Annotated in this window: 24 protein-coding genes; 14 read left to right on the forward strand and 10 right to left on the reverse strand. The window is 53.9% G+C overall.

Translation table 11 applies throughout. The features are described 5' to 3' along the window. Positions 1–1,150: GNAT family N-acetyltransferase (locus VSS37_RS02785; protein WP_324693110.1), on the forward strand; the 1,150-nt coding region annotated here is incomplete at its 5' end. 13 nt (positions 1,151–1,163) lie between these two features. Here the strand turns inward: VSS37_RS02785 and hflC are convergent. The 3 genes from hflC to glgC all read right to left on the reverse strand — a co-directional run bounded on the left by hflC (position 1,164) and on the right by glgC (position 4,534). Further along, positions 1,164–2,153 (reverse strand): protease modulator HflC, encoded by a 990-nt coding sequence (gene hflC / locus VSS37_RS02790; RefSeq protein ID WP_324693111.1) that lies wholly within the window; start codon positions 2,151–2,153, stop codon positions 1,164–1,166. Then, a complete protein-coding gene (hflK, locus tag VSS37_RS02795; RefSeq protein ID WP_324693113.1) occupies positions 2,150–3,166 on the reverse strand; it encodes an FtsH protease activity modulator HflK in 1,017 nt (338 codons plus the stop codon). The genes hflC and hflK overlap by 4 nt, the downstream gene beginning before the upstream one ends. A 99-nt stretch (positions 3,167–3,265) precedes the next feature. After that, a complete protein-coding gene (gene glgC / locus VSS37_RS02800; RefSeq protein ID WP_324693114.1) occupies positions 3,266–4,534 on the reverse strand; it encodes a glucose-1-phosphate adenylyltransferase in 1,269 nt (422 codons plus the stop codon). A 214-nt stretch (positions 4,535–4,748) separates the two neighbouring features. Between glgC and zwf the strand changes: the two genes are divergently transcribed. The 5 genes from zwf to aroE are packed head-to-tail and all read left to right on the forward strand — an operon-like array spanning position 4,749 to position 9,457. Then, positions 4,749–6,242, forward strand: a complete 1,494-nt coding sequence (gene zwf / locus VSS37_RS02805) for a glucose-6-phosphate dehydrogenase (RefSeq protein WP_324693116.1) — start codon at positions 4,749–4,751, stop codon at positions 6,240–6,242. Next, positions 6,239–6,910 carry a 6-phosphogluconolactonase gene (gene pgl / locus VSS37_RS02810; RefSeq protein ID WP_324693117.1) on the forward strand — a complete coding sequence of 224 codons (672 nt, stop codon included), beginning with the start codon at positions 6,239–6,241 and terminating at the stop codon, positions 6,908–6,910. The genes zwf and pgl overlap by 4 nt, the downstream gene beginning before the upstream one ends. Before the next feature lie 27 nt (positions 6,911–6,937). After that, a complete protein-coding gene (hemB, locus tag VSS37_RS02815; protein WP_324693118.1) occupies positions 6,938–7,942 on the forward strand; it encodes a porphobilinogen synthase in 1,005 nt (334 codons plus the stop codon). Positions 7,943–7,991: 49 nt separating this feature from the next. Then, a complete protein-coding gene (locus tag VSS37_RS02820; protein ID WP_324693119.1) occupies positions 7,992–8,564 on the forward strand; it encodes a Uma2 family endonuclease in 573 nt (190 codons plus the stop codon). Positions 8,565–8,617: 53 nt separating this feature from the next. Continuing rightward, complete coding sequence (aroE, locus tag VSS37_RS02825) at positions 8,618–9,457, forward strand: shikimate dehydrogenase (RefSeq protein WP_324693120.1); 840 nt, start codon at positions 8,618–8,620, stop codon at positions 9,455–9,457. A gap of 6 nt (positions 9,458–9,463) precedes the next feature. On the opposite strand, the gene VSS37_RS02830 is transcribed toward aroE, so the two are convergent. Next, positions 9,464–10,048, reverse strand: coding sequence for a Maf family protein (locus VSS37_RS02830; RefSeq protein ID WP_324693121.1), 585 nt, complete (start codon positions 10,046–10,048; stop codon positions 9,464–9,466). Positions 10,049–10,175: 127 nt separating this feature from the next. Between VSS37_RS02830 and VSS37_RS02835 the strand changes: the two genes are divergently transcribed. The 6 genes from VSS37_RS02835 to VSS37_RS02860 all read left to right on the forward strand — a co-directional run bounded on the left by VSS37_RS02835 (position 10,176) and on the right by VSS37_RS02860 (position 14,835). Then, positions 10,176–10,724, forward strand: a complete 549-nt coding sequence (locus VSS37_RS02835; RefSeq protein WP_324693122.1) for a YceD family protein — start codon at positions 10,176–10,178, stop codon at positions 10,722–10,724. A 6-nt stretch (positions 10,725–10,730) separates the two neighbouring features. Further along, the gene (gene rpmF / locus VSS37_RS02840) at positions 10,731–10,925 is read left to right on the forward strand and encodes a 50S ribosomal protein L32 (protein ID WP_324693124.1); all 195 of its coding nucleotides are present in this window, start codon (positions 10,731–10,733) and stop codon (positions 10,923–10,925) included. A gap of 86 nt (positions 10,926–11,011) precedes the next feature. After that, the gene (plsX, locus tag VSS37_RS02845) at positions 11,012–12,040 is read left to right on the forward strand and encodes a phosphate acyltransferase PlsX (protein WP_324693125.1); all 1,029 of its coding nucleotides are present in this window, start codon (positions 11,012–11,014) and stop codon (positions 12,038–12,040) included. Continuing rightward, on the forward strand, positions 12,037–13,005 hold the full coding sequence (locus VSS37_RS02850; RefSeq protein ID WP_324693126.1) for a beta-ketoacyl-ACP synthase III: 969 nt from the start codon (positions 12,037–12,039) through the stop codon (positions 13,003–13,005). Before plsX ends, VSS37_RS02850 begins: the two co-directional genes overlap by 4 nt. Then, positions 13,005–13,490, forward strand: coding sequence for a CYTH domain-containing protein (locus VSS37_RS02855; RefSeq protein ID WP_324693127.1), 486 nt, complete (start codon positions 13,005–13,007; stop codon positions 13,488–13,490). Before VSS37_RS02850 ends, VSS37_RS02855 begins: the two co-directional genes overlap by 1 nt. Before the next feature lie 7 nt (positions 13,491–13,497). Beyond that, the gene (locus VSS37_RS02860) at positions 13,498–14,835 is read left to right on the forward strand and encodes a DEAD/DEAH box helicase (RefSeq protein WP_324693128.1); all 1,338 of its coding nucleotides are present in this window, start codon (positions 13,498–13,500) and stop codon (positions 14,833–14,835) included. Between the two features lie 15 nt (positions 14,836–14,850). On the opposite strand, the gene VSS37_RS02865 is transcribed toward VSS37_RS02860, so the two are convergent. From VSS37_RS02865 to VSS37_RS02875, 3 genes are all read right to left on the reverse strand, one after another. After that, a complete protein-coding gene (locus VSS37_RS02865) occupies positions 14,851–16,437 on the reverse strand; it encodes a peptide ABC transporter substrate-binding protein (RefSeq protein ID WP_324693130.1) in 1,587 nt (528 codons plus the stop codon). A 53-nt stretch (positions 16,438–16,490) separates the two neighbouring features. After that, positions 16,491–17,480 (reverse strand): DMT family transporter, encoded by a 990-nt coding sequence (locus VSS37_RS02870; protein WP_324693131.1) that lies wholly within the window; start codon positions 17,478–17,480, stop codon positions 16,491–16,493. A 225-nt stretch (positions 17,481–17,705) separates the two neighbouring features. Beyond that, the gene (locus VSS37_RS02875) at positions 17,706–18,995 is read right to left on the reverse strand and encodes an integron integrase (protein WP_324693133.1); all 1,290 of its coding nucleotides are present in this window, start codon (positions 18,993–18,995) and stop codon (positions 17,706–17,708) included. A gap of 660 nt (positions 18,996–19,655) precedes the next feature. Here VSS37_RS02875 and VSS37_RS02880 point away from each other — a divergent pair. Continuing rightward, positions 19,656–20,567: an HNH endonuclease gene (locus VSS37_RS02880; protein WP_324693135.1), complete on the forward strand. Its 912-nt coding sequence runs from the start codon at positions 19,656–19,658 to the stop codon at positions 20,565–20,567. 1,034 nt (positions 20,568–21,601) lie between these two features. On the opposite strand, the gene VSS37_RS02885 is transcribed toward VSS37_RS02880, so the two are convergent. The 3 genes from VSS37_RS02885 to VSS37_RS02895 form a co-directional block, all read right to left on the reverse strand. Next, positions 21,602–21,910, reverse strand: coding sequence for a hypothetical protein (locus VSS37_RS02885; RefSeq protein ID WP_324693136.1), 309 nt, complete (start codon positions 21,908–21,910; stop codon positions 21,602–21,604). Positions 21,911–22,466: 556 nt separating this feature from the next. Beyond that, positions 22,467–22,937 (reverse strand): hypothetical protein, encoded by a 471-nt coding sequence (locus VSS37_RS02890; protein ID WP_324693138.1) that lies wholly within the window; start codon positions 22,935–22,937, stop codon positions 22,467–22,469. Between the two features lie 328 nt (positions 22,938–23,265). Then, positions 23,266–23,529, reverse strand: coding sequence for a hypothetical protein (locus VSS37_RS02895; protein ID WP_324693141.1), 264 nt, complete (start codon positions 23,527–23,529; stop codon positions 23,266–23,268). 350 nt (positions 23,530–23,879) lie between these two features. Between VSS37_RS02895 and VSS37_RS02900 the strand changes: the two genes are divergently transcribed. After that, on the forward strand, positions 23,880–24,075 hold a 196-nt coding region (locus VSS37_RS02900), incomplete at its 3' end, for a hypothetical protein (RefSeq protein WP_324693142.1).

The following is a 24,075-nucleotide window of genomic DNA, read 5'->3' on the forward strand; positions in this document are numbered from 1 at the left end:
TCATAACTATAAACGGGTATTCATTTTGATTACGCAACTTGTGACCACCATACGTGAATTGCGTGATGTTGTTCCTGTCTGGGATTCGCTTGCATGCCAGGCGCTTGAACCCAATGCTTTTTATGAAAGCTGGGCATTGTTGCCAGCAATAGAAGGTTTGGCCACACACTCAGGACAAATCGCGGTATTGCTGGTATGGGTTGATGCATCCCATTCGGCGTTGGCAGGTTTGTTCCCGCTGGCTCAGGAACGTTCTTACCGAAAGGTTCCTGTCCGTCACTGGATGAATTGGCTGCATCTGCACTGCCCATTAGGTACGCCCCTTGTACACCGTGAATATGCGCAGGAAGCGTTGTCCGCCTTGTTTGACTGGTTGCATGAACATTCCGACGCGATGGCTTTTTCCCTCAACAAGGTTCCGGCAGAAGGTGAATTTGCCCGCCACCTGCGTTTGCAGGTTCAGCAACGGGGCGGTTGGCTGGATGGGCATGATGCTTGGGAGCGCGCTTTGTTGCAGGGAGGCCTTTCCGGGGAAGCCTATGTCATGGCCCATCTGCGTAAAAAGAAGCTGAAAGAGTACAGCCGGTTGCGGCGTCGGCTGGAGGATCTGGGAGATTTGGAATTCCAGCTGTTGTTGCCAGGGCAGGGTGCCGCTTTGAGCCAATGGACCAATGAATTCCTGTATCTGGAACAGGAAGGCTGGAAAGGGCGCGCGCTCACCGCCATGGGTTGTAATCATGGTGAGCGGACGTTCGCTGAGACCTTGATCCGCAACGCTGCTGAACGTGGCCAACTGATGATGCTGAGGATGTTGTTGAATGGGGAAACCATCGCCATCAAGCTAAATCTGGTCAGCGCCACGGAGGGCAGCTATGCCCTGAAAATTGCCTACAACGAACAATATTCCGCCTATTCGCCCGGCGTGTTGCTGGAGCTGGAAAATATCTACACCATGCTGGACAACACCCCTCTGGCATGGATGGATTCCTGCGCTGTGCCCAACCATCCGATGATTGACCATCTGTGGGCAGAACGCCGCAGAATGGCAAACTTTCATATCAGCACCCAACGGATATTGAGCAAACCTTTGCTCCAGACGATGCATCTGGTGCAGGCGGCCTATCACTACTGCAAAGGGACACCGGCCTGAATTCAGCGGCGCATCACGGCTGCCCGGAAGGCTTGGAACCTGTCGCCTTCAGGAATTTGAACAGATCGCTGTCAGTTGACAGCACCATGGTTGAATCTTCCGTCACAATGGCAGGATAGGCTTCCAGGGTGCGGGTGAATTCATAGAAATGGGCGGCCTCCGGGTTTTGGTTGTAAGCGTTGGCGTAGATTTCCGCCGCCTTGGCGTCGCCTTCGCCACGGATTTCCTCCACCCGCCGGTAAGCTTCAGACTGGATTCGGTTCAGGTCGCGGCTCATGTTGCCGCGGATGCGGGCGGCCTCGCCATTGCCTTCAGAGCGGAAGCGTTCGGCGATCTGGCGGCGTTCGCTGATCATACGTTCAAAGATTTTCGGCTGCACACTGGCGTTGTAGTTGATGCGCTTGAAGCGGATGTCGAGCAGCTCAATCCCAAAAACTTTCACTTTTTCAGCCGCAGCCTTAAAGATTTCCTGTTCAACCTGTTCGCGCCCCTTGTGGATGGGGACAAGGGCACCGACCGCTTTATTGCCGTCCTGCGCATCAGCCGTATCCTGGCTCTCACCCAGGGTTGAGTCCTGCAACGGTATGCGGTCTTTGGTGGTGCGGATGATTTCGATCAGTTCGTGCTTGGCCACCGCATTCCGGGTTTCGCTGCCGAGGATGTCATCCAGCCGGGATAGGGCGCTGCGTTCGTCACGCAAGCGCAGGAAATATTGCAGCGGGTCAGTGATTCTCCAGCGGGCGAACAGGTCGACGGCAATGTAGAGCTTGTCCTTGGTCGGCATGTCGGAAGGGCTGCCGTCCCATTCCAGGATGCGTTTGTCGATGCGGTTCACATCCTGAATGAAAGGCAGCTTCATTTTCAGCCCAGCCTCGGTGACGGGCGCGCCAACCGGCTTGCCGAATTGGGTCAGGATGACCTGTTGCGCTTCGCCCACTGTATAGAAAGCGTTGAACAACAGGAACGCCAGCAGGGCGGCGGCAATGGGCAGCAAGCGGTTCATGGGGTTGCCTCCTGTTGGGGTTCCTGGCCAGCGGCGGCCTGGGGTTTGGCGGGCAGGGCCTTTTTGTCCAGGTTCAGCAGCGGCAGGATGCCCTGCATGTTTTCATCCACGATGACCTTGTTTTGCACCGCTGGCATGATTTGCTGCATGGTTTCCAGATAGAGGCGGCGGCGGGTGACGTCCGGGGCTTTTTGGTACTGGGCGAAGACGGCGTTGAAGCGCGCCACGTCGCCTTCCGCTTCATTGGTGCGTTTGAGTCGGTAACCTTCGGCTTCACGGATGCGTTGATCCTTTTCACCTTCCGCCAGTGGGATGACACGGTTGTAATCGCGGCGGGCTTCGTTGATCAGGCGTTCTTTTTCTTGCTGCGCCTGATTGACCTCGTTGAACGAATCCTGCACGGGGGTGGGCGGATTGATGTTTTTCAGCTGCACCTGGTCGATGCTGACGCCCATGTTGTACTTGGTGGCGAGCTGCTGCATCTTGGCCAGGGCTTCGGATTCGATTTCCTGTCGGCCAATGGTGATGACTTCATCCACCGTGCGGTCGCCAACCACTTCGCGCATCACCGATTCGGACACATCACGCAGGGTCGCACCCGGTTCGCGCACGTCAAACAGGTATTTGAACGGTTCAGAAATGCGGTATTGCACCACCCATTCCACCAGTGCGGCGTTCAGGTCGCCGGTCACCATGCGGGTTTCCGCCTCCGGCTCATCGGAAAACTGGTCGGGGTTGCTGGAACCGGGTGTGCTGAAGCCGAACTCCTGCTTGAGCTGGCGTTTGACCGGCAGGATGGTGACGGCGTCAACGCCGAATGGAATCTTGAAATGCAGCCCTGGCGGCGCTTCCGAGCGGTATTTGCCGAAACGTTGCAGGACGGCGACGGAATCGCTGGGTACGGTATACCAGGATGACCAGATAACAACAGCCAGCAACACGAGTATCACGGGCGTTGCACGGAAGGCGCGGGCGGGCGGCGTCCTCAAGGGTGGTAGTGACGGCAGTTTCACGGGCTTATCCTCCGGCAATCATCATTTTTATAGGGACAACTTTACCCGCGCCCGCCCCGTTTTGCCATTTTCCTCCGGCTGTTTGTGTCAAGGCCGTGGTCAGCCCACGCTGGCGGAACCTTTCTGCCCGAGCATTTCCGACGTCACCAACGTGATGCCATTGGGCGTGACGCGAAAGCGGCGTGCGTCGGCTTCACGGTCTTCACCAATGACGGTGCCTTCCGGTAGGTGGCAGCCCCGGTCAATGACGGCGCGGGTGATGCGGGAATGGCGCCCTACCTGCACTTCCGGCAACAGCACCGACTGCCTGACTTCACTGTAGGAATGCACCTTGACATTGGAGAACAGCAGCGAGTTGATGACGGCGGCCCCGGAAATCACGCAGCCTGCTGACACCACGGAATCCAGCGCCTTGCCTTCGCGGCCTGGATCCTGGAACACGAACTTGGCCGATGGCAGCTGCCGGTGATAGGTCAGGATGGGCCAATCTTCATCATACAGGTTCAGTTCCGGTTCGACCGACACCAGCTCCATATTGGCTTCCCAGAAGGCGTCAATGGTGCCCACATCGCGCCAGTAAGGCTGCTTGCCGGTGGCGGCGTCGCGGAACGGGTAGGCGTAAACGGTGTGGCTGTCGATGATGGAGGGGATGATGTCCTTGCCGAAGTCTCGGCTGGAAGCCGGGTTGTCGGCATCCTTCTGCAATTGCTCGAACAGGAATTCCGTGTTGAAGACATAGTTGCCCATGGACGCCAGCGCCATGTCGGTGGAGCCGGGCATGGGGCTTGGGTCCGCCGGTTTCTCATCGAATGCGGTCACTTGGTGTTGCCCGTTGACCGTCATGACGCCGAAGCCTTTGGCGTCTTCCAGTGGCACGCCGACACAGGCTACGGTCATGTCCGCGCCTTTCTCAACGTGGTAGGCGAGCATTTCGCCATAATCCATCTTGTAAACATGGTCACCTGCCAGCACCAGCACGTATTTCGGGCGCAAGGTTTCCACAATGTCGAGGTTCTGATAGATGGCGTCGGCGGTGCCTGCATACCAGTTGCCGGTCGTGCGCTGGGAGGCGGGCAACACCTCCACAAACTCGCCCAGTTCACTGCGGAAATTTGACCAGCCGTGCACCAGATGGCGGATCAGCGAGTGCGCCTTGTACTGGGTCAGCACGCCGATGCGGCGGATGCCGGAATTGACGCAATTGGAAAGCGGAAAGTCGATAATACGGAATTTGCCGCCGAAATAGACAGCGGGCTTGGCGCGGCGGTCAGTCAGTTCATACAGGCGTGAGCCACGCCCGCCCGCCAGCACCAGCGCCAGCGTTTCACGGGTCAGCAAACTGACAAAACGGGGGTTGTTGGTCGTCATGGTATTTGTCCCTCTTGTTTTCCGTGCCCACTGTACCCCTGTTTGACGGGATTTGCGAGCCTGCCGGATGGGGCAGGTACGCACCGAAAAGTTTATGGCTTGGTGAATTGCGCAACGATAGCTAGGCAAACTGCCTGCCGCCGCCAACTTTTGTTATCCTGACCGTTACCAACCGCCCTTTCAGCTTCAGCGGTGGCAAGAGGAGACAATATTCATGAGTGATAACAGCATTTCCCACGCTTATGTCATTTTCGGCGCAACCGGCAATTTGGCAGCCACCAAGCTGCTGCCAGCGCTTTATCAACTGCATTGCATGGGGCAACTGGCGGCGGATGTGGAAATCCTCGGCTGCGGGCGCACGTCTTACACCCGCGACAGTTGGCGGGAGGAAATCCACCGGCAGTTTGTGGCGGCAGGCATGGCCGACAGCCCTTGCCTGGACGGTTTTATCCAACGTCTGGATTACCTTTCCGGCAGCTTGAAGGATGCGGCGTTTTATCATGCATTGGGTGAATGGATCGGCAATGGCGGCGAATGCGCCAACAATGTCATTTTCTACCTGTCCGTCAGCCCGGATCTGTATGTGGATGTCACCGAGGGTCTGGCCAACGCCAGCTTGCTGGATGAAACCCACGGCTGGCGGCGGATGGTGATCGAAAAGCCGTTCGGGCATGACCTCGAATCCGCCCGTGCCTTGCAGCACAGCCTCAACAACCACCTCAAGGAAGAGCAGATTTACCGCATCGACCATTATGTCGGCAAGGAGGCGGTGCAAAACCTGTTGGTGCTGCGTTTCGCCAACCTGATCCTTGAGCCGTTATGGAACCGCCACCACATCGACCATATCCAGATCACCCATGCGGAAACGGTCGGCGTGGAAGGCCGCGCCAGTTATTACGACAAAAGTGGCGGCGCGGTGCGCGACATGATCCAGAGCCATTTGCTGCAAGTGATGGCGCTGCTGGCGATGGAGCCACCGGTTTCCCTGCAAGCCGAAGCCTTGCGCGATGAAAAGGTCAAGGCGCTGCAATCCATCCGCCCGGTCAACCTGGAGCAGCTCGCTGACCACGCCATCCGTGGGCAATACGCCGCTGGGGAAATCAACGGGCAGAATGTTCCTGGCTATTTGCAGGAAGAAGGCGTGGCACCGGGCAGCCATACCGAGTCTTACGCCGCCATGAAACTGTACATCGACAACTGGCGCTGGAAGGATGTGCCGTTCTACCTGCGCACCGGCAAACGTTTGGGGGAGCGTCGCTCGATGGTGGCGGTGCGTTTCAAGCGGCCGCCGATGCAGTTGTTCCACGGCAGCGGCATTTCCCAGCCGTTCCCCAACTGGCTGCTGATCGGCATCCAGCCGGAAGATGCGGTGCGCATGGAGATTTCCGCCAAGGCGCCGGGATTGGAAATGAGCACCCGCCAGATCGTGATGGATGCCTCCATCGCCAACCCTGGCGAGCGCAAGGCCGACGCCTACGAGGAACTGCTGCTGGATGTGATCAGGGGCGACCGTTCGTTGTTCCTGCGCTACGATGAGGTGAAAGCCGCCTGGAATGTGGTGGACCCAGTCTTGCAGCGCTGGGCGGAAGACGAACAGTTGCCGCTGCAATACCCGGCTGGCGGCTGGGGGCCGAAAGCGGCGGAGAAAATTTTTGGCGATTCGGATCGGCGGTGGCGGCATCGCTTGTCCTGCAATGGAGAAGCATGATGTTGCCCAACAATACACAGGTACTGGAAAACGCCGCTGCGGTTGCGCAGCAGGCGTGTGAACTGATAGCGGCGCAGGCGCGGCAGGCGATCCGGGAGCGCGGCGTGTTCCGGCTGGTGATGGCGGGCGGCGGCACGCCCAAACAGGCGTATGCGTTGCTGGCGCAAACGCCGCAGGAGTGGGACAAATGGGAGTTGTACTGGGGGGATGAACGCTGCCTACCTGTTGATCATCCTGAGCGCAATTCACAGCTGGGCCTGCCTACCCCGCACCGCTACCCGATGCCTGCGGAGCTGGGGGCGGAAGCGGCGGCGGAAGCGTATGCCCATACTATTGCGGACAAGCTGCCGTTCGACTTGGTGATGCTGGGCATGGGGGAGGATGGGCATACGGCAAGCCTGTTTCCCGGCAGGCTGTTCCCGGACGCACTGACCTTGCCCGTGCATGACGCGCCCAAACCACCGCCGGATCGGGTCAGCCTCGGCGTCAGGGCTTTGCAGGATTGCCGCCAGCAAATGGTCGTGGTGACAGGGGCGGGCAAGCGGGAGGCGATGCTGGCTTGGCAAGCGGGGGATAACCTGCCGATTGCCCAAGCGGTGCGCAGCGATGCCTGCCTGCTGATGGATGCTGCGGTTGGAATTCCGGCCCCAAACGGGCAGAATACTTGATCCTTTGACCACTGACAGGGTTTTGCGATGTCCAATTTCCCCGGAATGTACCCCTACACCCGCATGCGCCGTATGCGCCGCGATGATTTCTCCCGCCGCCTGATGCGCGAAAACGTGCTCACCGTCAATGACCTGATCTGGCCGGTATTTGTGCTGGAAGGGTGTAACCAGCGTGAGGAAGTGGCTTCCATGCCGGGCGTGGAGCGCGTCAGCATCGACCTGCTGGTGAAAGAGGCTGAAGCGGCGGCGAAATTGGGCATTCCGGCCATGGCGCTGTTCCCGGTGACACCGCCGGAAGCCAAATCCGACAAGGCGGAAGAGGCGTGGAACCCGGATGGCCTGGCCCAGAGCGCTGTCCGTGCATTGAAAGAAGCGGTGCCGGAACTGGGGGTGATGACCGACGTGGCGCTCGACCCGTTCACTTCCCACGGGCAGGATGGCCTGATGGACGAGAACGGCTACATCCTCAACGATGAAACGGTGGCGGCGCTGGTCAAGCAGGCGCTGTCCCACGCTGAAGCAGGCGCGGATGTGGTGGCGCCATCCGACATGATGGACGGGCGTATCGGTGAAATCCGCGATGTGCTGGAACAGTACGGGCATGTGAACACGCGCATCATGGCTTATTCCGCCAAGTACGCTTCGAGCTTTTATGGGCCATTCCGTGATGCGGTCGGTTCCGCCAGCAACCTCAAGGGCGGCAACAAATACAGCTACCAGATGGATCCGGCCAATTCCGATGAAGCCTTGTGGGAAACCGCGCTCGATTTACAGGAAGGCGCGGACATGGTGATGGTGAAGCCGGGCATGCCGTACCTCGACATCGTGCGCCGCGTCAAGGATGAGTTCAAGGCGCCGACTTACGTCTACCACGTCAGCGGCGAATACGCGATGCTGAAAGCGGCGGGCATGAATGGCTGGATCAACGAGAAAGCCTGTGTGCTGGAAACCCTGGTGGGCATGAAACGCGCGGGTGCCGATGGCGTCCTGACCTACTACGCCAAGCAGGTTGCGGAGTGGCTGAAGGAATAATTCTGGATCTGCTAACCTGATGAAATCACCTGTCTGAGAGGAGGACTGCATGGGCGCAGCACCTAAAACAGATTCCCTTTCCCCAGAAGAATATTTGCTGGGGGAAAATGACCGGGTGGATGGCGCCCGCTATGAGTATGTCAACGGTCAGGTCTACGCAATGGCGGGGGTTAGCCGTAACCACAACCGCGTTTCCGGGGGCGTATTTGCGCGTTTGTTTAATCATCTGCAAGGCAGTCGGTGTGAGGTGTTCCAGGCCGATATGAAAGTGGGCATCCGCACCCAACGCGAAAACCGCTTTTACTATCCCGATGTGCAGGTTAGTTGTGCTGATGAGGCGGATAATTACTACAACAGCTCACCTTGCCTGATCGTGGAAGTTCTGTCTGAAAGCACGGCCCGTACTGACCGCACCGAAAAGCTGGAAGCGTACCGGTTGTTATCATCCTTGCAGGAATATGTGTTGTGCTCGCAGGATTCCCCCTCGGTGGAGGTGTACCGTCGCCGCACGGAATGGCTGGCGGAACGTTACGTGGCAGGGCAGAACTTCCTGCTCGAATCTGTCGGGTTGGAAATGGTGGTAGATGATTTATACGGCTTCCTGCTGAATAATGGCAAGTAGGCAAGCTTGCCAGTGTTTCACTGTATTTTTGCGTCTTGATGGGAGAGTGTTGTTTGAGTTCTGGAAAACCTGACCGCTACGCCGTGTTCGGCAACCCGATTGCCCACAGCAAATCCCCGCGCATCCATGCCCTGTTCGCCGCCCAGACAGGCGAGGCGGTGGAGTATTCCGCGCTGTTGTCCGAGCCGGGAAAGTTTGCGCAGGATGTGCGCAAGTTTCAGATGGCTGGCGGCAAGGGCTGCAATATTACGGTGCCCTTCAAGCAGGAAGCCTGGGTCTTGGCGGATGAGCTTTCCGATTACGCCGCCCGCGCCGGAGCGGTGAATACGCTGGCGTTCCGGGCGGATGGCTCCCTGTATGGCGCGAATACCGACGGCATCGGGTTGGTGCGTGACCTTCAGCGTAATCACGACATCCGTTTGCAGGGAAAGAACATCCTGTTGCTGGGGGCGGGTGGAGCTGTGCGCGGCGTATTGCAACCGATTCTGGAAACACAGCCGGAAAGTTTGTTCATCGCCAACCGCACGGCTGACAAGGCGCTGGAGCTGGCGCAGGATTTCGCCGAATTCGGCCAGGTTGTCGGCGGTGGCTTCGCGGCTGTCAAGGGGCGTTTTGACCTGATCATCAATGGCACGGCAGCCAGCCTGCAAGGTGAATTGCCGCCGCTGCCAGCGGGTTGTTTGTCGGCGGGGGGCTGCGCCTACGACATGATGTACAGCGCCAAACCGACCGCTTTCGTCGAATGGGGCAGGGCGCAAGGCGCTGCGCAGGCGCTGGATGGCCTGGGGATGCTGGTCGAACAGGCGGCGGAAGCTTTCTTTATTTGGCGTGATATACGCCCTGATACGCAGGCGATATTAAAAAAATTGCGCGAAGAACTTGCTGTAGGCTGACGCCGATCAGAGCAAGGAAACTCCGGCGTGGCGCAGCATTTCACTGAGACGGATTAACGGCAGCCCCATCAGTGCAGTGGGGTCATCGCCATGCATACGCTTGAACAGGGTGATGCCCAAGCTTTCCGAACGGAAACTGCCCGCGCAGTTGTAGGGCTGGTCTTTCCGCAGGTAACGGTCGATTTCCGCATCCGTCAGTTCACGGAAATCCACCTGGAATGGCACGACATCCAGTTGATAGCCGCCATCACGGCTGTCGTATAGGCACAGGCCAGTCAGGAAATAGACGGTTTTGCCGGAAGCATTCTGAAGCTGTTTCACCGCATTTTCATGGGTGCCGGGTTTGCCGATGACCTGTTCGTGCAGGACGGCGCATTGGTCGGAGCCGATGATCAGTGCGTCCGGATGCTGTTCCGCCACCTTTTGGGCTTTCGCCAGTGACAGGCGCAACACCATGTCGCGGGCGCTTTCACCTTCGTGACGGGTTTCATCGATGTCGGGGGCTGCGGTTGCAAACGGCACGGACAGGCGCTCCATCAGTTCGCGGCGATAGGGGGAGGTGGAGCCAAGGATCAGGGTTCGGTCGGTCATGGTCACTCTGTGGTCGTGTATCAGGCGGCAAAGCGCAAAATAATACGCAAGATATGGGGGTTTCCCAAGTGAAAAAGCCAGAAAATTCTTTACACTGCGGGGTGCGGATTCTTATAATCGCGCGCTTATGTTGAACAGGTTGCCCGTTGACGTTAATCCCTTCCGGCTGGTCGAGCAGAAAAAATGCTTGGCTGGTGTGTTGCCTTTCCAACAATTGCCGCGTCTTGCCGAGGTGGCGTTGCCGGAAAGTGGGGATTTTGCGGTGGAGTTGGAGTTTACTCGCAGCACGTCCGGCCTGCCCATCGTTATGGGTCATGTGCACGGGATTGTGATGCTGGAATGCCAGCGTTGCCTGCAAGCAATGGAATTTCCCATTGATAATGCGGTGCAGGTGGCCTTGACAACGTTTCAGTCGGATGAACGCCCCGAGCAGGAAGGCTTTGAAGCTTGGCTGGTTGAGGATGACCGATTGTTTTTGCAGGATTTTATTGAAGATGAAATTCTCCTTGCCTTGCCGTTGGTGGCCAGGCATGAGCAGTGCGAACCGGCGCGGGAACTGATTGAGGCCTTGCCGTCGGACATGGCTGCAACACAGGCTTCGCAAACAGATGATGATGAGCCGGAAGGCCAGAAAAATCCGTTTGCGGTTTTGAAAGATTGGAAAAAAACGGAGTAAAAAACGATGGCAGTCGGTCAGGCTCGAATGACACGTTCACGTCGTGGTATGCGTCGTTCCCACGATGCGCTGAAAAACCCAACCCTGTCGGTTGACCCGGTATCCGGCGAAACCCACCTGCGTCACCACATGACGGCTGACGGTTTTTACCGTGGCCGCCAGATTGTTAAAAATGCAGTCGAAGTGGAAGACGAAGAGTAAGTGGTTAATTGTTGCGCGCTTGGGTGACAAAATCATATAGAATCGCGGGCTTGACCCGCGATTTTTTTTCAGGAAAAGGGTAAAAAATGGCAGGAAGGTATCGCATCGCGTTGGATGCGATGGGTGGCGATCATGGGTTGTCAGTGGTGGTTCCGGCGGCGCTGGAAGCCCTGAAAAAATTCGACGACATCGCCTTGATTCTGGTCGGCGATGAAACACAAATTCAAACGGCGCTGGCACAACACAAGGCGACAGCTGGTGAACGTTTAATTGTTCGCCATGCCTCACAGGTGGTGGCAATGGATGAGCTGCCTGCTTCCGCCATGAAAAACAAGAAAGACTCCTCCATGCGGGTGGCGATCAATCTGGTCAAGGCTGGTGAAGCCGGTGCGGCGGTCAGCGCAGGCAATACTGGTGCGCTGATGGCGACTGCGCGGTTCGTGCTGAAAACGCTGCCGGGCATTGACCGTCCCGCCATTTGCACGGTCATCCCGTCTGTGCAGGGGCATACCCATATGCTTGATCTGGGCGCGAATGTCGACTCCGAAGCCGACCATCTCTATCAATTCGCGCTGATGGGTTCCGAGCTGGCCAGGGCCATCGACAATAACTCGGCCCCTAAGGTGGGGTTGCTCAATATTGGCCAGGAAGCCATCAAAGGCAATGAGCAGGTCAAGGCTGCCAATGCCTTGTTGCAAGATAGCCCGCTCAATTATATTGGTTATGTGGAAGGCGATGACATCTACCACGGCGATGTTGACGTGGTGGTGTGTGATGGGTTTGTCGGCAATGTGGCGCTCAAGACCAGCGAAGGCCTGGCGAAAATGGTTTCCTTCCAGCTCAAGGCGGAATATACCGCCAACGTGTTCACCCGCTTGGCCGCACTGATTTCGCTGCCGGTTTTGAAATCATTTCGCCGCAAATTCGATCCAAGGCGTTATAATGGGGCCAGTTTGCTAGGCTTACAGGGTATTGTGATCAAGAGCCACGGCGGGGCGGACAGTTTCGCTTACGCCAATGCGATTGGCATCGCCCGCACGGAAATTATTGAAAAAGTCCCGCAGCGTATCCATAAACAACTCGAAAGTTTGCTCGCACAAAGGCAGAAAGCATGATGTATTCGCGCATTACCGGAACTGGCAGTTACCTGCCGGAAAAAATCCTCACCAATCAGGAACTGGAGAAAATGGTGGACACCACCGCCCAGTGGATTGTGGAGCGCACCGGTATCCATGAGCGGCACGTTGTGGAGATGGAAAGCGCTTCCGACATGGCGGAACACGCCGCCCGCCGGGCGCTGGAGATGGCGGGCAGGCAGCCGGAAGATGTTGACCTGATTGTATTGGGCACCTCCACCCCGGATTTGGTGTTTCCCAGCACCGCCTGCCTGTTGCAGAACAACCTCGGCATCCGCAACGGCAGTCCGGCGATGGACGTGCAGGCGGCCTGTTCCGGCTTTGCCTATGCCCTGAGCGTGGCGGACAACTTCATCCGCGCCGGTGCCGCCAAGTGCGCCTTGGTGGTTGGGTCGGAGGCCATGTCGAAAATTCTCGATTGGACGGATCGCGGCACCTGCATCCTGTTTGGCGATGGGGCCGGGGCGGTGTTGCTGGAAGCCAGTGAGGAGCCGGGCATCCTGTCGACGCACATCCATGCCGATGGTGCCTACGAGCATTTGCTGAACGTCAATGCCGGTATTTCACGCAACCAGGAGATGCTGCGCAAAGAAGGCGCCTTGCTGCAAATGCGTGGCAATGAAGTGTTCAAAGTCGCCGTCAACACCCTGGGGCGGATTGTTGACGAAACGCTGGAGGCCAATAGCATGACCAAGGCGGATGTCAACTGGTTGGTTCCCCATCAGGCCAATATCCGCATCATCCAGGCGACCGCGAAGAAACTGGATATGCCGATGGATCACGTCGTGGTCACCGTCGACAAACATGGCAATACGTCCGCCGCTTCCATCCCACTGGCATTGGACACCGCCGTGCGCGACGGGCGCATCAAGCGGGGCGACATCATTTTGCTGGAAGCCTTCGGTGGTGGCTTTACCTGGGGTTCCGCACTGGTTAAATTCTGATGGCGACTGAAATTGAGCGTAAATTCCTGCTGGTGTCGGATGATTGGCGACGACTGGCAGTCCGCGCCGAATCGTTCCGGCAAGGCTATCTCAGCAACAGCAAGCGCGCCTCGGTGCGGGTGCGGGTCGCCAATGACAAAGCCACCCTGAACATCAAGGGCATGACGATAGGGATCGAACGCCCCGAATACGAATACGGACTCCCGTTGCAGGATGCAGCGGAACTGCTGGATCAATTGTGCGAACGCCCATTGATTGAGAAAACCCGCCATTTTGTCGAGTTTGGCGGAAAACTGTGGGAAATTGATGAATTCCACGGTGACAACGCTGGCCTGGTGGTCGCGGAAGTCGAACTCGCTTCACCGGACGAAGCCATTGCCATGCCCGAGTGGGTTGGCAAGGAAGTTTCCCATTTGGAACGCTATTACAACGTCCGCCTTACCCAATACCCCTACAGCCGATGGACGGCTGAGGAACGAGGTTAATTCCACTATGTCATTTTCCGAACTCGGCCTGGCCGAGCCGCTGCTGCGCGCAATCGCAGCACAGGGCTATGCAACGCCCACCCCGATCCAACAACAAGGCATCCCTGCTGTACTGTCTGGCCGCGACCTGATGGCGGCGGCGCAAACCGGCACCGGCAAGACCGCCGGATTCACCCTGCCGATGCTGCATCGGCTGATGGCGGGCAAGCGCCCCGCCTCCAACCATATCCGTGCGCTGGTGCTGACGCCGACCCGGGAACTGGCGGCGCAGGTGGGCGAAAGCGTGCGTGATTACGGCCAGCACCTGCCGCTGACTTCCGCTGTCGTCTTTGGCGGCGTGAGCATCAACCCACAACTGATGGCGATGCGTTCCGGCGTCGATGTGCTAGTGGCCACGCCAGGCCGCCTGCTGGATCTGTATAACCAGAACGCCGTGAAGTTTTCCCAGGTGGAAATCTTGGTGCTGGACGAAGCTGACCGGATGCTGGACATGGGCTTCATCCGCGACATCCGCAAGATTCTGGATTTGCTGCCGAAACGCCGCCAAAACCTGCTGTTTTCCGCCACTTTTTCCAATGACATCGTGACGCTGGCGAAAGGTTTGCTGCACCAGCCATTACAGGTTTCGGTCACTCCGCGCAATACGACGGCGGAAACGGTGAAGCAGTCGGTGTATCTGGTGGAAAAAGCCAGCAAGACCGCATTGTTGAGCCATTTGATCCGCGCCAACCAGTGGGAACAGGTGCTGGTGTTCGCCCGCACCAAGCACGGTGCCAACCGGCTGGCGCACAAGCTGGCGGGGGATGGCATCACCGCCGCCGCCATCCATGGCGACAAAAGCCAGGGCGCGCGCACCCGGGCGCTGGGTGATTTCAAGCAAAACGCTATCCGTGTGCTGGTGGCGACCGACATTGCTGCCCGTGGGCTGGACATTGAGCAATTGCCGCATGTGGTCAATTTTGAACTGCCGAATGTGCCGGAAGATTATGTGCACCGCATTGGCCGCACCGGGCGGGCGGGTGCCAGCGGCGAAGCCATTTCGCTGGTGGAGCCGGAAGAACACGCATTCCTGAAAGGCATTGAAAAGCTGATCAAACAGGCGCTGCCGCGTGAGCAATTGCCGGAAATCACCCTGGCTCCGCGCCAACCACAGGCACCCAAAGCCACCGTGGACGCAGGCGCTGACAAACCCAAACCCCAGCATCGCCCGAAAAAGCGCCGCACCCGTTCACAAAAGAACGAAACGCGGGCGTCAGCCGGTTTGCCGCCCGTCAAGCGCACTGATGGCGCTGCCGCCAACAAGCCACGCCGCCGTCGCCCCAGCAAGCCGCAAGCAGTCGCCTGAGCTTTTGCGGGCGGGTCACTTAGGCTTCAGGCTCAGGTATTGGGTGGGATGGGCATCCATCACGTTGTCCTCCCACCCGCTGACCCTGGGGCTGATCAGGTGCTGGGTGGTGAAGAAATAGATCGGAATGATGGGCGTGTCGGCCAGCAGGATGCGTTCGGCCTGCTCCATGGCTTCGCGGCGTTTGTGCGTGTCGGCCTGGGTTTCCGCCTCCTTGATCAGCCGGTCGTATTCGGGGTTGCTGTAGCCGGTGGTGTTCATTTCGCCCACATCGGACTTGAACAGGCTGAGGAAGGTGTAGGCGTCATTGTAGTCGCCAATCCAGCTGGCGCGCACGATCTGGAATTGTTTCTGGCGGCGTGAGCTAAGGTAGACTTTCCACTCCTCGTTACGCAGATTGGTTTTGACGCCCAAGGTTTGCTTCCACATGGCGGCGACGGCGATGGCCAGTTTCTTGTTGTTGTCGCTGGTGTTGTAGAGGATTTCCAGCTCCAGCGGCTTGTCCGGGCCGTAGCCGCTTTCTGTAAACAGCTCTTTGGCCAGCTTGAGGCGGGCGGCCTTGTCGAGCGCTTTTTCCTCCATGCTTTGCTGGCCGTAGTTGTCGACGGCGGGAACCCAGCCCCAGGCGGGGATTTCGCCGGACTGGGTGATCTTTTCCGTGAGGATGTCGCGGTCAATCGCCAGCGTCAGGGCGCGGCGCAGTTTGGGGTTGTCCTTGAACAGCGGGTCTTGCAGGTTGAAGGCGAAGTAATAAGCGCCAATGTAGGGGGTGCTGCGGAATTCGTTGGGGAAATCCTGTTCCACGGTTTTGATCTGGTCGGCGGGCACATCGTAGGTGATGTCCAACTCCCCGGCGCGGTAACGCTTGAGTTCGCTGTTCTGGTCTTCGGTGGGGATGTAATACACCGTGTCGATCGGGATGTCCTTGGCGCGGCGGTAATGCGGGTTTTTCGTCAGCTTGACGTGTGCCTGTGGCTGCCATTCGCTGAGGCAGTATGCACCGTTGCAAAGGATGTTTTCCGCCCTGGTCCAATCCTTGCCTGCCTTTTCGATGGCTTTTTGCGGGGTAGGGTAGGCCATCGGGTGCATCAGCATACCGAGGAAATAGGGGGTAGGTGCCCTGAGGCGGATTTCCAGCGTGTGTGGGCCGATGGCCTTGACGCCTATCTGGGCGGGGTCTTTTTGTTCGCCTTTGTTGAAAGCTTCCGCGCCTGCAATCGGCCACAGGATGAAGGCGTAATCCGAGGCGGTGGCCGGGTCAAGCCCGCGCCGGTAAGCGAAGACAAAATCGTCGGCGGTGACGGGCGAGCCGTCTGACCATTGGCTATCGTTGCGCAGGTGGAAGGTGTAGGTTTTGCCGTCGCTGCTGATTTCCCATTTTTCCGCCACGCCGGGCTGGAGTTTGCCATCCGCGCCTTCCGTCACCAGCCCTTCAAACATGTCGCGCTCGATATTGGCTTCGATGACGCCGGAGGATTTGTGGATGTCCAGGGTTTCAGGCTCCGCGCCGTTGCCGCGATGCAGGACGGTTTCAGCCAGGGCGGCAGGGGCGAGGCACACGGCCAGCAGCAGGGCCAGCAACGGGGCGGTGAGTTTGCGCATGGTCTATTCCCGTGGTTATGGTCTTGTCCGGGCAATATAGCGGATTGGGGCGGTTAAATCTGCACTTCACGTTCACAGCGCGCGTTGATGTTTTCCGCCCAAATGGATGCGCCGACGATCAGCCCGCCGCCCACCACTAGGATGAAGCTGGGCGGGATTGCCTTGAGCACAAAGGCTTCCACGCCAAACGTGATCAGGATGGAAAGGTTGAACATCAGGAAGGCGAGAAAGCCGTCGATGCGGCGGAACGCTTCGTAGTTGAGGTGGTAACCCAATGCGCCGAGCATGCCGATGGCGATTCCCCAGCCAAGCTGGTCGGCGGGCAAGGCCAGCAGGCGCACCGGGTTGAGGCCGAACAGCAGGAAAAATAGCGGCAAGGCCAGCAGGAACATATAGAAATTCACCAACGGAATTTGCACCGGCGGCACCAGGCGGCTGTAGCGGATTTGCGCGATGATCAGCGCCACATCGGTGACGATCGCGCCCAGCGCCCACAGGTCGCCTTCCACCGTGCCTGCGGAATTGCCGCGCGCCGCATCGGCGAACAGCAGGCTGCTGCCGAGGCTGCCGAGCAGGAAAATGGCCAGCATCACCCACTGGGTGTGGCGGTGGCGCAGATAGGGGATTTGTTGCCGCCAGAACACGATCGCCACCAGCAGGGCGAATACGGGGGAAAAGTTGTTGAGCAGGATGAAATGCGTCCCGGAAGTCAGGTTGAGGCTGATGTAGGTGAAGGCGATGATGCTGATCTCGCTGGCCAGCAGCACCGGTAGCCAGTGGCTCCAGGGCAGGCGTAGCTGGCGCAGCAACGCCGGGTCCAGCGCTGCGCGGATAGCGACCATCCCGCTGGAAAACAGCAGCCCGCCAATGAAGTACAGCCCGCCTTGGGCAAAGACATTCGGGATTTTGGCAGAGGGCGAATAGCGCACAACCAGCGGCAGCAGTCCCCATACGGTAACGGCGGCGAAGCGGATCAGGTAACCGATGGCTTTCTCGCGCTGGCGGGCTTTCCAGGCGGCGTCGTGGGTGGTGGCAGGTGGCAAGGTTTGCTCCACATGGAGTTGGGAGGGGAGGAGTCTACACCAGTTTGGGATGGATGCGTTATCGAGGAAATTTTCCCATAATTTGTTGTCGCATAAACTGGAATAATGGATTATAGTCTTGTACAGTTTATGTTCATATTAGTGAAGCCAACCAGTATTACGCTACGTCCGTGCCATATACAGGGTAGTGCGGTAGCCTTGTCACTTCATTTTGATTATGCCTTGTTAAATCAGGTCGGCGGGGCTGCGGACGCTAATACCGGGCGTGTTGAGCACATGCGTATAAATCATGGTGGTGGAGACATCCGAATGCCCCAGCAATTCCTGCACGGTGCGGATGTCGTAGCCGGATTCAAGCAAATGGGTGGCGAACGAATGGCGTAAGGTGTGGGTCGTGGCGCGTTTGGTGATCCCCGCCTGTTTCACGGCACGGCGGATGATTTTCTGCAAGCTGGTTTCATGCAAATGATGGCGCCGCACCAAGCCGGTACGCGGGTCAACGCTCACGGAACTGGCAGGGAACACGTATTGCCACCGCAACTCCCGCGCCGCCTGCTGGTATTTCTGGCTCAAGGCCTCAGGCAAATACACTTCGCCCCAACCGTTACGCACATCAAATTGATGCAAACGTTCCACCAATGCCAATTGTTCCCGCAGCGCCTCCTTGAAACGTTCCGGCAGTGGCGTGATGCGGTCTTTCCCGCCCTTGGCGTTGCGGATATGCAATTGGTTGTAATCGAAGTCGATATCCAAAACCCGCAAGGTAACGCATTCCATCAGCCGCAAACCCGCGCCGTAAATCAAACCCGCCATCAGATGGTGCGTGCCCTTGAGTTGTTGGAACACCCGGCGCACTTCTTCACGGGACAACACCACCGGCAATTTGCGTTGGCGTTTTGCCCCGATAAATTCATCCAGGTCATCCAGCGGCTTTTGCCACACTTGGTTAAACAGGAACGCCAAGGCGTTTAACGCCTGCTTTTGCGTGGATACTGAAACTTGGCGTTTTAGCGCCAGGTATTCCAGATAATGTTTGACGTGTTGCCCATTCAACTCACGCACATCATTGGGTTTGTGGAAATAGAAAAACCGTGAAACCCAGTTTTGATAGGTTTGCTCTGTGCGGATGGAGTAATTTTTCAGGCGTATCGCCCGCACCAATTCGGCAATCGCAGGCTGGTAACGCTGATAAAGCGCGTTGGGGCAACGCTCCTCCCCGTCGAGTGTCGCCAACCCTCCCAACGCATTGCTGTAGTCGCGGGCAACCGTCGCATGATCCACTGCCAAAGGCTTCGCCGACTCCCGCCAGTAACCCCAGTCAAAATCCTGTGCCCATGGGAGCTTCAGCGCCAGACTAAACAGAATCCGTATAGCATCGACCACCTGCCCGAACTGCCACGCCGACAACCGGCCTTCGCGCCCCACTTTGTTCAGAAACTGTTCCACATGATGCCCGGTGTGGGTACGGATATGCTCCTCGGGAAATGCGGCAATGTACTGCTGGGTGCGCAGCACGTACCACGAAATAACACTCTTCTTAACATTTTGTTTTAGCAGGAAAAGTGAATAGTTCTCCCAAAACTCATGGGAATATGCCATTGCCGGGTTGGCAAGGCGTGATGTATGCTTTTTGTCCATAGAATCAATGCCATTGGGGATACACGGCGCATGATAATCCGGGACTATGCGGAAGGCTTTACGAACTGGATAGGTGGCCTCTGCGTGATGAATAAGCGGGGTCTTCCTAGGCCGATATTCATGAATTCCGTCTAATAAACTGTTAGACACTGTAAAAAGACTATCCATAGAACGATAGGTTTTATGGTGCTACCCCTATCTACTCCCAGCAGCCATAGGCTGTGGAAAAGGCTCCAAGACAAAAAACCTAAAAGAAAAATAAGAATAATTAAGAATTCACTTATGAAGACAAACATAGTGAACCTGAGAAGACACAGTTCTTGGACTCTATGATATGGTGGTTTTGGTGGAATTTACTGATAGTGTCTGCATGTTAATAAGTGCATGATATTATTGGATATTCTATCTCGTTGGTTAAATATATTTTAGGTGCAACTGTATAAGTTAGCATCAGGGCTGCATTACCTTATCTACCTTACCTCATTGGTGGATTTGGTGGATGTAGCCCTTTCTTTCTTGGGATACAGATAAGAGTAAATGAAATATATTAAACTTAATGAGGTTATAAAAATGACTCAAGAAAATAATACAATGCCTACTTGGAACCATTCGTATACAGAATACAAAATGGGCAATGGTAATGTCCTTGCTCAAATACCAGATGAAGTATTTGATTTTTACTTTTCTTACGATAAGAGATCTGGAATTTTAAGACGTATTCGTAATAATGATGGTTCTATAGTGCCTACAAGAAGCAGGAAAGCTATTACTTTTCAGGCTAAATTAGTAGACTCTAATGGTGATACTGCGATGTATAGGGCATCAAGGATGATATACAACAGATATGTAGGTAATATACCTAATAATATGGGTATTAAATTCAGGGATAGTAATAATACTAATTTCAGACTGGATAATATCTATGTTGATACTACTGGCATTAAATCTTCTACTGGAGAGAAATATATCCAAGTAAATGGAAACAGGTATCAAGTTGGCATATTCATAAATGGTAAAAATATACACTTCGGGACATATTGCACTGTTGAGGAAGCTATACCGGTAAGGGACTTTGTTATAGCGCGACTTGGTATTACTGATGATACAAATAATGTAGCTACTGATGCAGAAATAGATGCTGTAAGACAAGAATTAGAAGTCATGGCACGGAACAGAGTGAACATGACACCTGTGGATACGTTAAATCCTGTCCCTGTAGCTGCTGGTGATGTTGAAATGACTGAGGCATATGACGGTAGCTCTGCCACTACTGAGACGAACGTAGAAGCTCCTGACGTGGAATATACAGATGGTGAATTTGCACCAATAACACTTGGTAAAGATGGGAAGTATTCTGCAAATATTGAAGTATCTGGTAAATCTGTATCTATAGGACGGTATGGAAATATTAGTGATGCTGCTAATGCTCTTGGAAGTATTAGGTATTAAGTGCTTGTGGGTCGCGCTTGAGCGCTCCTGTGCGTCTCGTCTACTGTTTGGGTCGGGCTATAGTCGCCCTCCCTTGTGTAGTGTGTCGCGGGTTAGCCCTTTGCTATTGCGCTTTATGCGAGCTGTCTTTATCGAGGTGTTATCCGTTAGAGAGAATGGCCCGGCATTTTATAATTGCTACTGGTATCCGGCACGATTCTTCTATTGGGATAACATCTGCTATCGCAAATGAAAAAGACCAGAAAGACGCAGCAGCTACGCTCCTGCTTAGGACTCTGTAGCTAATACTGTGGATGGTGAAATGGTTAAAGTTGATTAGAGGTGAGATTCTATTATGTTCACTTCGCATCAACTTCTTTGCTGTTAATAAAGCTATTGGGACTGGTAATATCTTTGCTACGGAGAAAACTATAGGGACTAATGGTTATTTACGGCAGTTGCTACGGAGAATAATAGTATTCACTTGAGTCTTTCATCTTCGATTACCACTACGATGAAAGTGTTATGACTCAGGTATCTTTACTATCTATTCACTTATAATCAACTATCTTTATCTATATATTCTCTATCTTTAGAAGAACCCTATCCCTTCAGAATAGTATCTCGTAAACTTCGATACTCTTCGTGAAACACTCATAGTATTTAGCTCATTAGCATTCGCAATACTATTCATGTTTCCCTTTCCCTACGTTCAACATAAAACCTGTCAATAGCTTCGACAAGAACTAATTTTAAGCAAAAGTAATTAAATGGCTGTTTTAATTAATAATGTTTCCGACCAACGGTATGTTGCTATTACCAAGATTTATTTATTGCAGGGTGCTTGTGATTCCATTGGCTGCGAATATCAGCCGATAAACGGTACATTAGGGGACGTGAAAATAATTGTAGACAGTAATAAAACATCTGATAGGATGAATATATTCATTATTTGTAACTTCGAGAGTTTTACTTCATTTATCTCTCATTGGTTATGAAGCAACACACCCCGCTACGTGAAATAGTGGGGTTTTTTGTTGACGCAATCTGCGGGATTATCCAAAGATACGACCAGAGAATTTATATTCTTCCCGGATCTGTTTCATCAAGAGGTACAGTTCATTAGCCTTTTGGTCGAGATAAGTACTTATCTGTTGCTGCTGGTTTGACCCTTTGCCTAAGTTTAAGCAGGATACATTCAGTGCTGTTGCCTCATTTAGGATGATTCTAGCCTTGGTGGTGAGGGTATCAAGTGGAACTTTTGGTGTATTGGTATAGTTCTTGAACTTGCTTTGTTCTGCGGCCTGTTCTGCTCTATAGGATGCTAATTGTGCATTTCTGAGTTCGGTATAATCTGTATTCATTGGTTGAGTCTCCATTTTTCTATTCATTTTGATGTTGTTATAACCATTGCTGGCATTAATATTTATAAGCAGAGATAGGTCTTGCTGTCAAATTTGATTGAGTAACGTTTTAAATGGAAAGTATTACTGGAATTTTCCGATCAGGAACCAGGTGTTCTCATCCAAGGACATAAGCTAACGCTTATTCAGGATGCTGGTAAAACAAAGACTGCTGCTAATGCTGACAGTGGGTAGGAATGCAAATACATCCTTTTGCGTTGGCGTCTGAGTATCTTCTTAACTTCAAGACCATTATCCCTGCAATAGTTGCGTGTCTGGACTGAGAGTTTAAGAATGTTGCTATTGGTCAGGTAGGACTTTGGTAGCTTATTGTGCTTTATCATGGTTTGGATAAATTGCCTGACTGTGTAGTATTCGTTCATTTTCTTGTCATTGGAATTAGGTAGCGGCTTTATTCTATGTCATTGTTTTATAATGAGTAATTATATTCATACTGGGTTTGCAGAAATCACGTTTGTGTAAAGCGTAAGCTTTATGTCCCTGTGATGATAAAGATTCATTCATCATTAGGATTAATTTTTCTCGTAGAATAAATCCCAACCCCATAGCCTACTGTGCCTGCGGCTCCATATTTAGCCATAGTCTTCCATGAAAAGCTCGCAAATGCTCCACCTAATGCACTACCGGCTCTATTGCGCCATTTACCAAACTCTTTCTCATAAGGACTATCCTTGAGGTGGTCAAGGAATCCAGCAAGGAAACTCTTTTTAGCAGGCTTAGACGCTTCAGGTTTGCCGTATGCGTTAGCATCTGTCCCTTGTGGATGATAGATGTCTTCATGAGCAGTAGGCCATAACTTCTTGTGTCGCCACATATCGTAATTACCCATTCTACCAAGAGAATGTTCATAGTGGTTCTTGTATTCAAATGGGACAGTATCCATATCATCCCAGAGAGAACCTTTGAAGTTCGAGACTTTACGTGTTGGTTGTCTGATATTATGTGGAAAATCATTTTTGGTGCTCATATATCATACTCTATGTAATTGGATTTTCTGTTCTTGCTGTTCTTATAGGAAACTGAGTCAAGACCCAGTAAATTGTTAATGACAGTATTAGACTTGTGTTCTATTGCATCTACAGAGTCGGCTTTTACGATCTTAATTGGTGTATGAAATAGATCTTGGAAATGTTCCAGATACAAATCCTTAACGGTGTTAATGTCCGGCGCGTTTTTATAATCAATAGAGTCGTAATAAAAGTGTGCGCGATTCCTTACAAGACAGTTCAATATAAAATGTTCATAGAGTGTTAGGTACTCTGCATTGCAGTGCCGAGTTTCGTCAGGAACGGAGGCTAACATTTTTGACTCAACACCTTTATCAATTGAGGATTGCTTTTGATGGAGCTTTTAACAAGTTCCAATGCATCCATAACTGAAACAAGTTCAATTGGATTGAAGCCGTATTCAGTAATGATAGAGCCTTTGACAGTTTCAATATCATTCGGTCTGGTAATATTAAGGATATTCAGAACGTCGGATAATGAGACGTGTGCAATACCATCTACTTTGGTAAAACGTAGGGGTTGTCTGTTGAAATTTAGGTAATCAAAATTCATTTCTTTCTCTTGTTATCACGATAGTTATCTTCTGTTGGTTTTTGCTCGTCAGGATATGGGAAGCGGACATTCAGCATTAATAGTTTCTCCATAAAAGTATTTGTCTTGATTCAAGATAATATAGAATCCTATTAGAGGTCAAAAAATTATATATATATTATTCTGAGGGCAATTGATTAGCCGTAGATCCGGCTGAATTAAACTGCCCCCATACCTGCTTATAAAAGCATTGCTATTGATTGCACTCCTGGTGTGATTAACTACCGTATGTGGTTAATAAACAAGCAGGGGATATGACTTAAAACAGCCCCCTGGGTAGCTTAATAATCAATAGCTTAGGAGTAATAGCAATGAAAGCTTATCGTGAATATAACTTGAGTCCTGAAACACTATGGAATATGGTGCTTCCAGAAGTAACATTTATAGAATTCAGATTACCTCCAGAGTTAGAGGAACGTAGGTGTAAGGAACTGGCACACCTTAAGCGGACGATTATGTATATTGCCCTTGATGGTGGTGGTAAACATCGTGCCTTGAAAGCTGTGT

The sequence above is a fragment of the Candidatus Thiothrix phosphatis genome, from assembly GCF_035668035.1.
GTDB lineage: Bacteria > Pseudomonadota > Gammaproteobacteria > Thiotrichales > Thiotrichaceae > Thiothrix > Thiothrix phosphatis.

Coding starts and splice junctions, on each gene's coding strand:
- hflC (WP_324693111.1), bottom strand. CDS start 2,153: ATGAACCGCTTGCTGCCCATTGCCGCCGCCCTGCTGGCGTTCCTGTTG.
- glgC (WP_324693114.1), bottom strand. CDS start 4,534: ATGACGACCAACAACCCCCGTTTTGTCAGTTTGCTGACCCGTGAAACG.
- zwf (WP_324693116.1), top strand. CDS start 4,749: ATGAGTGATAACAGCATTTCCCACGCTTATGTCATTTTCGGCGCAACC.
- pgl (WP_324693117.1), top strand. CDS start 6,239: ATGATGTTGCCCAACAATACACAGGTACTGGAAAACGCCGCTGCGGTT.
- hemB (WP_324693118.1), top strand. CDS start 6,938: ATGTCCAATTTCCCCGGAATGTACCCCTACACCCGCATGCGCCGTATG.
- VSS37_RS02820 (WP_324693119.1), top strand. CDS start 7,992: ATGGGCGCAGCACCTAAAACAGATTCCCTTTCCCCAGAAGAATATTTG.
- VSS37_RS02830 (WP_324693121.1), bottom strand. CDS start 10,048: ATGACCGACCGAACCCTGATCCTTGGCTCCACCTCCCCCTATCGCCGC.
- VSS37_RS02835 (WP_324693122.1), top strand. CDS start 10,176: ATGTTGAACAGGTTGCCCGTTGACGTTAATCCCTTCCGGCTGGTCGAG.
- rpmF (WP_324693124.1), top strand. CDS start 10,731: ATGGCAGTCGGTCAGGCTCGAATGACACGTTCACGTCGTGGTATGCGT.
- plsX (WP_324693125.1), top strand. CDS start 11,012: ATGGCAGGAAGGTATCGCATCGCGTTGGATGCGATGGGTGGCGATCAT.
- VSS37_RS02850 (WP_324693126.1), top strand. CDS start 12,037: ATGATGTATTCGCGCATTACCGGAACTGGCAGTTACCTGCCGGAAAAA.
- VSS37_RS02855 (WP_324693127.1), top strand. CDS start 13,005: ATGGCGACTGAAATTGAGCGTAAATTCCTGCTGGTGTCGGATGATTGG.
- VSS37_RS02860 (WP_324693128.1), top strand. CDS start 13,498: ATGTCATTTTCCGAACTCGGCCTGGCCGAGCCGCTGCTGCGCGCAATC.
- VSS37_RS02865 (WP_324693130.1), bottom strand. CDS start 16,437: ATGCGCAAACTCACCGCCCCGTTGCTGGCCCTGCTGCTGGCCGTGTGC.
- VSS37_RS02880 (WP_324693135.1), top strand. CDS start 19,656: ATGAAATATATTAAACTTAATGAGGTTATAAAAATGACTCAAGAAAAT.
- VSS37_RS02885 (WP_324693136.1), bottom strand. CDS start 21,910: ATGAATACAGATTATACCGAACTCAGAAATGCACAATTAGCATCCTAT.
- VSS37_RS02890 (WP_324693138.1), bottom strand. CDS start 22,937: ATGAGCACCAAAAATGATTTTCCACATAATATCAGACAACCAACACGT.
- VSS37_RS02895 (WP_324693141.1), bottom strand. CDS start 23,529: ATGAATTTTGATTACCTAAATTTCAACAGACAACCCCTACGTTTTACC.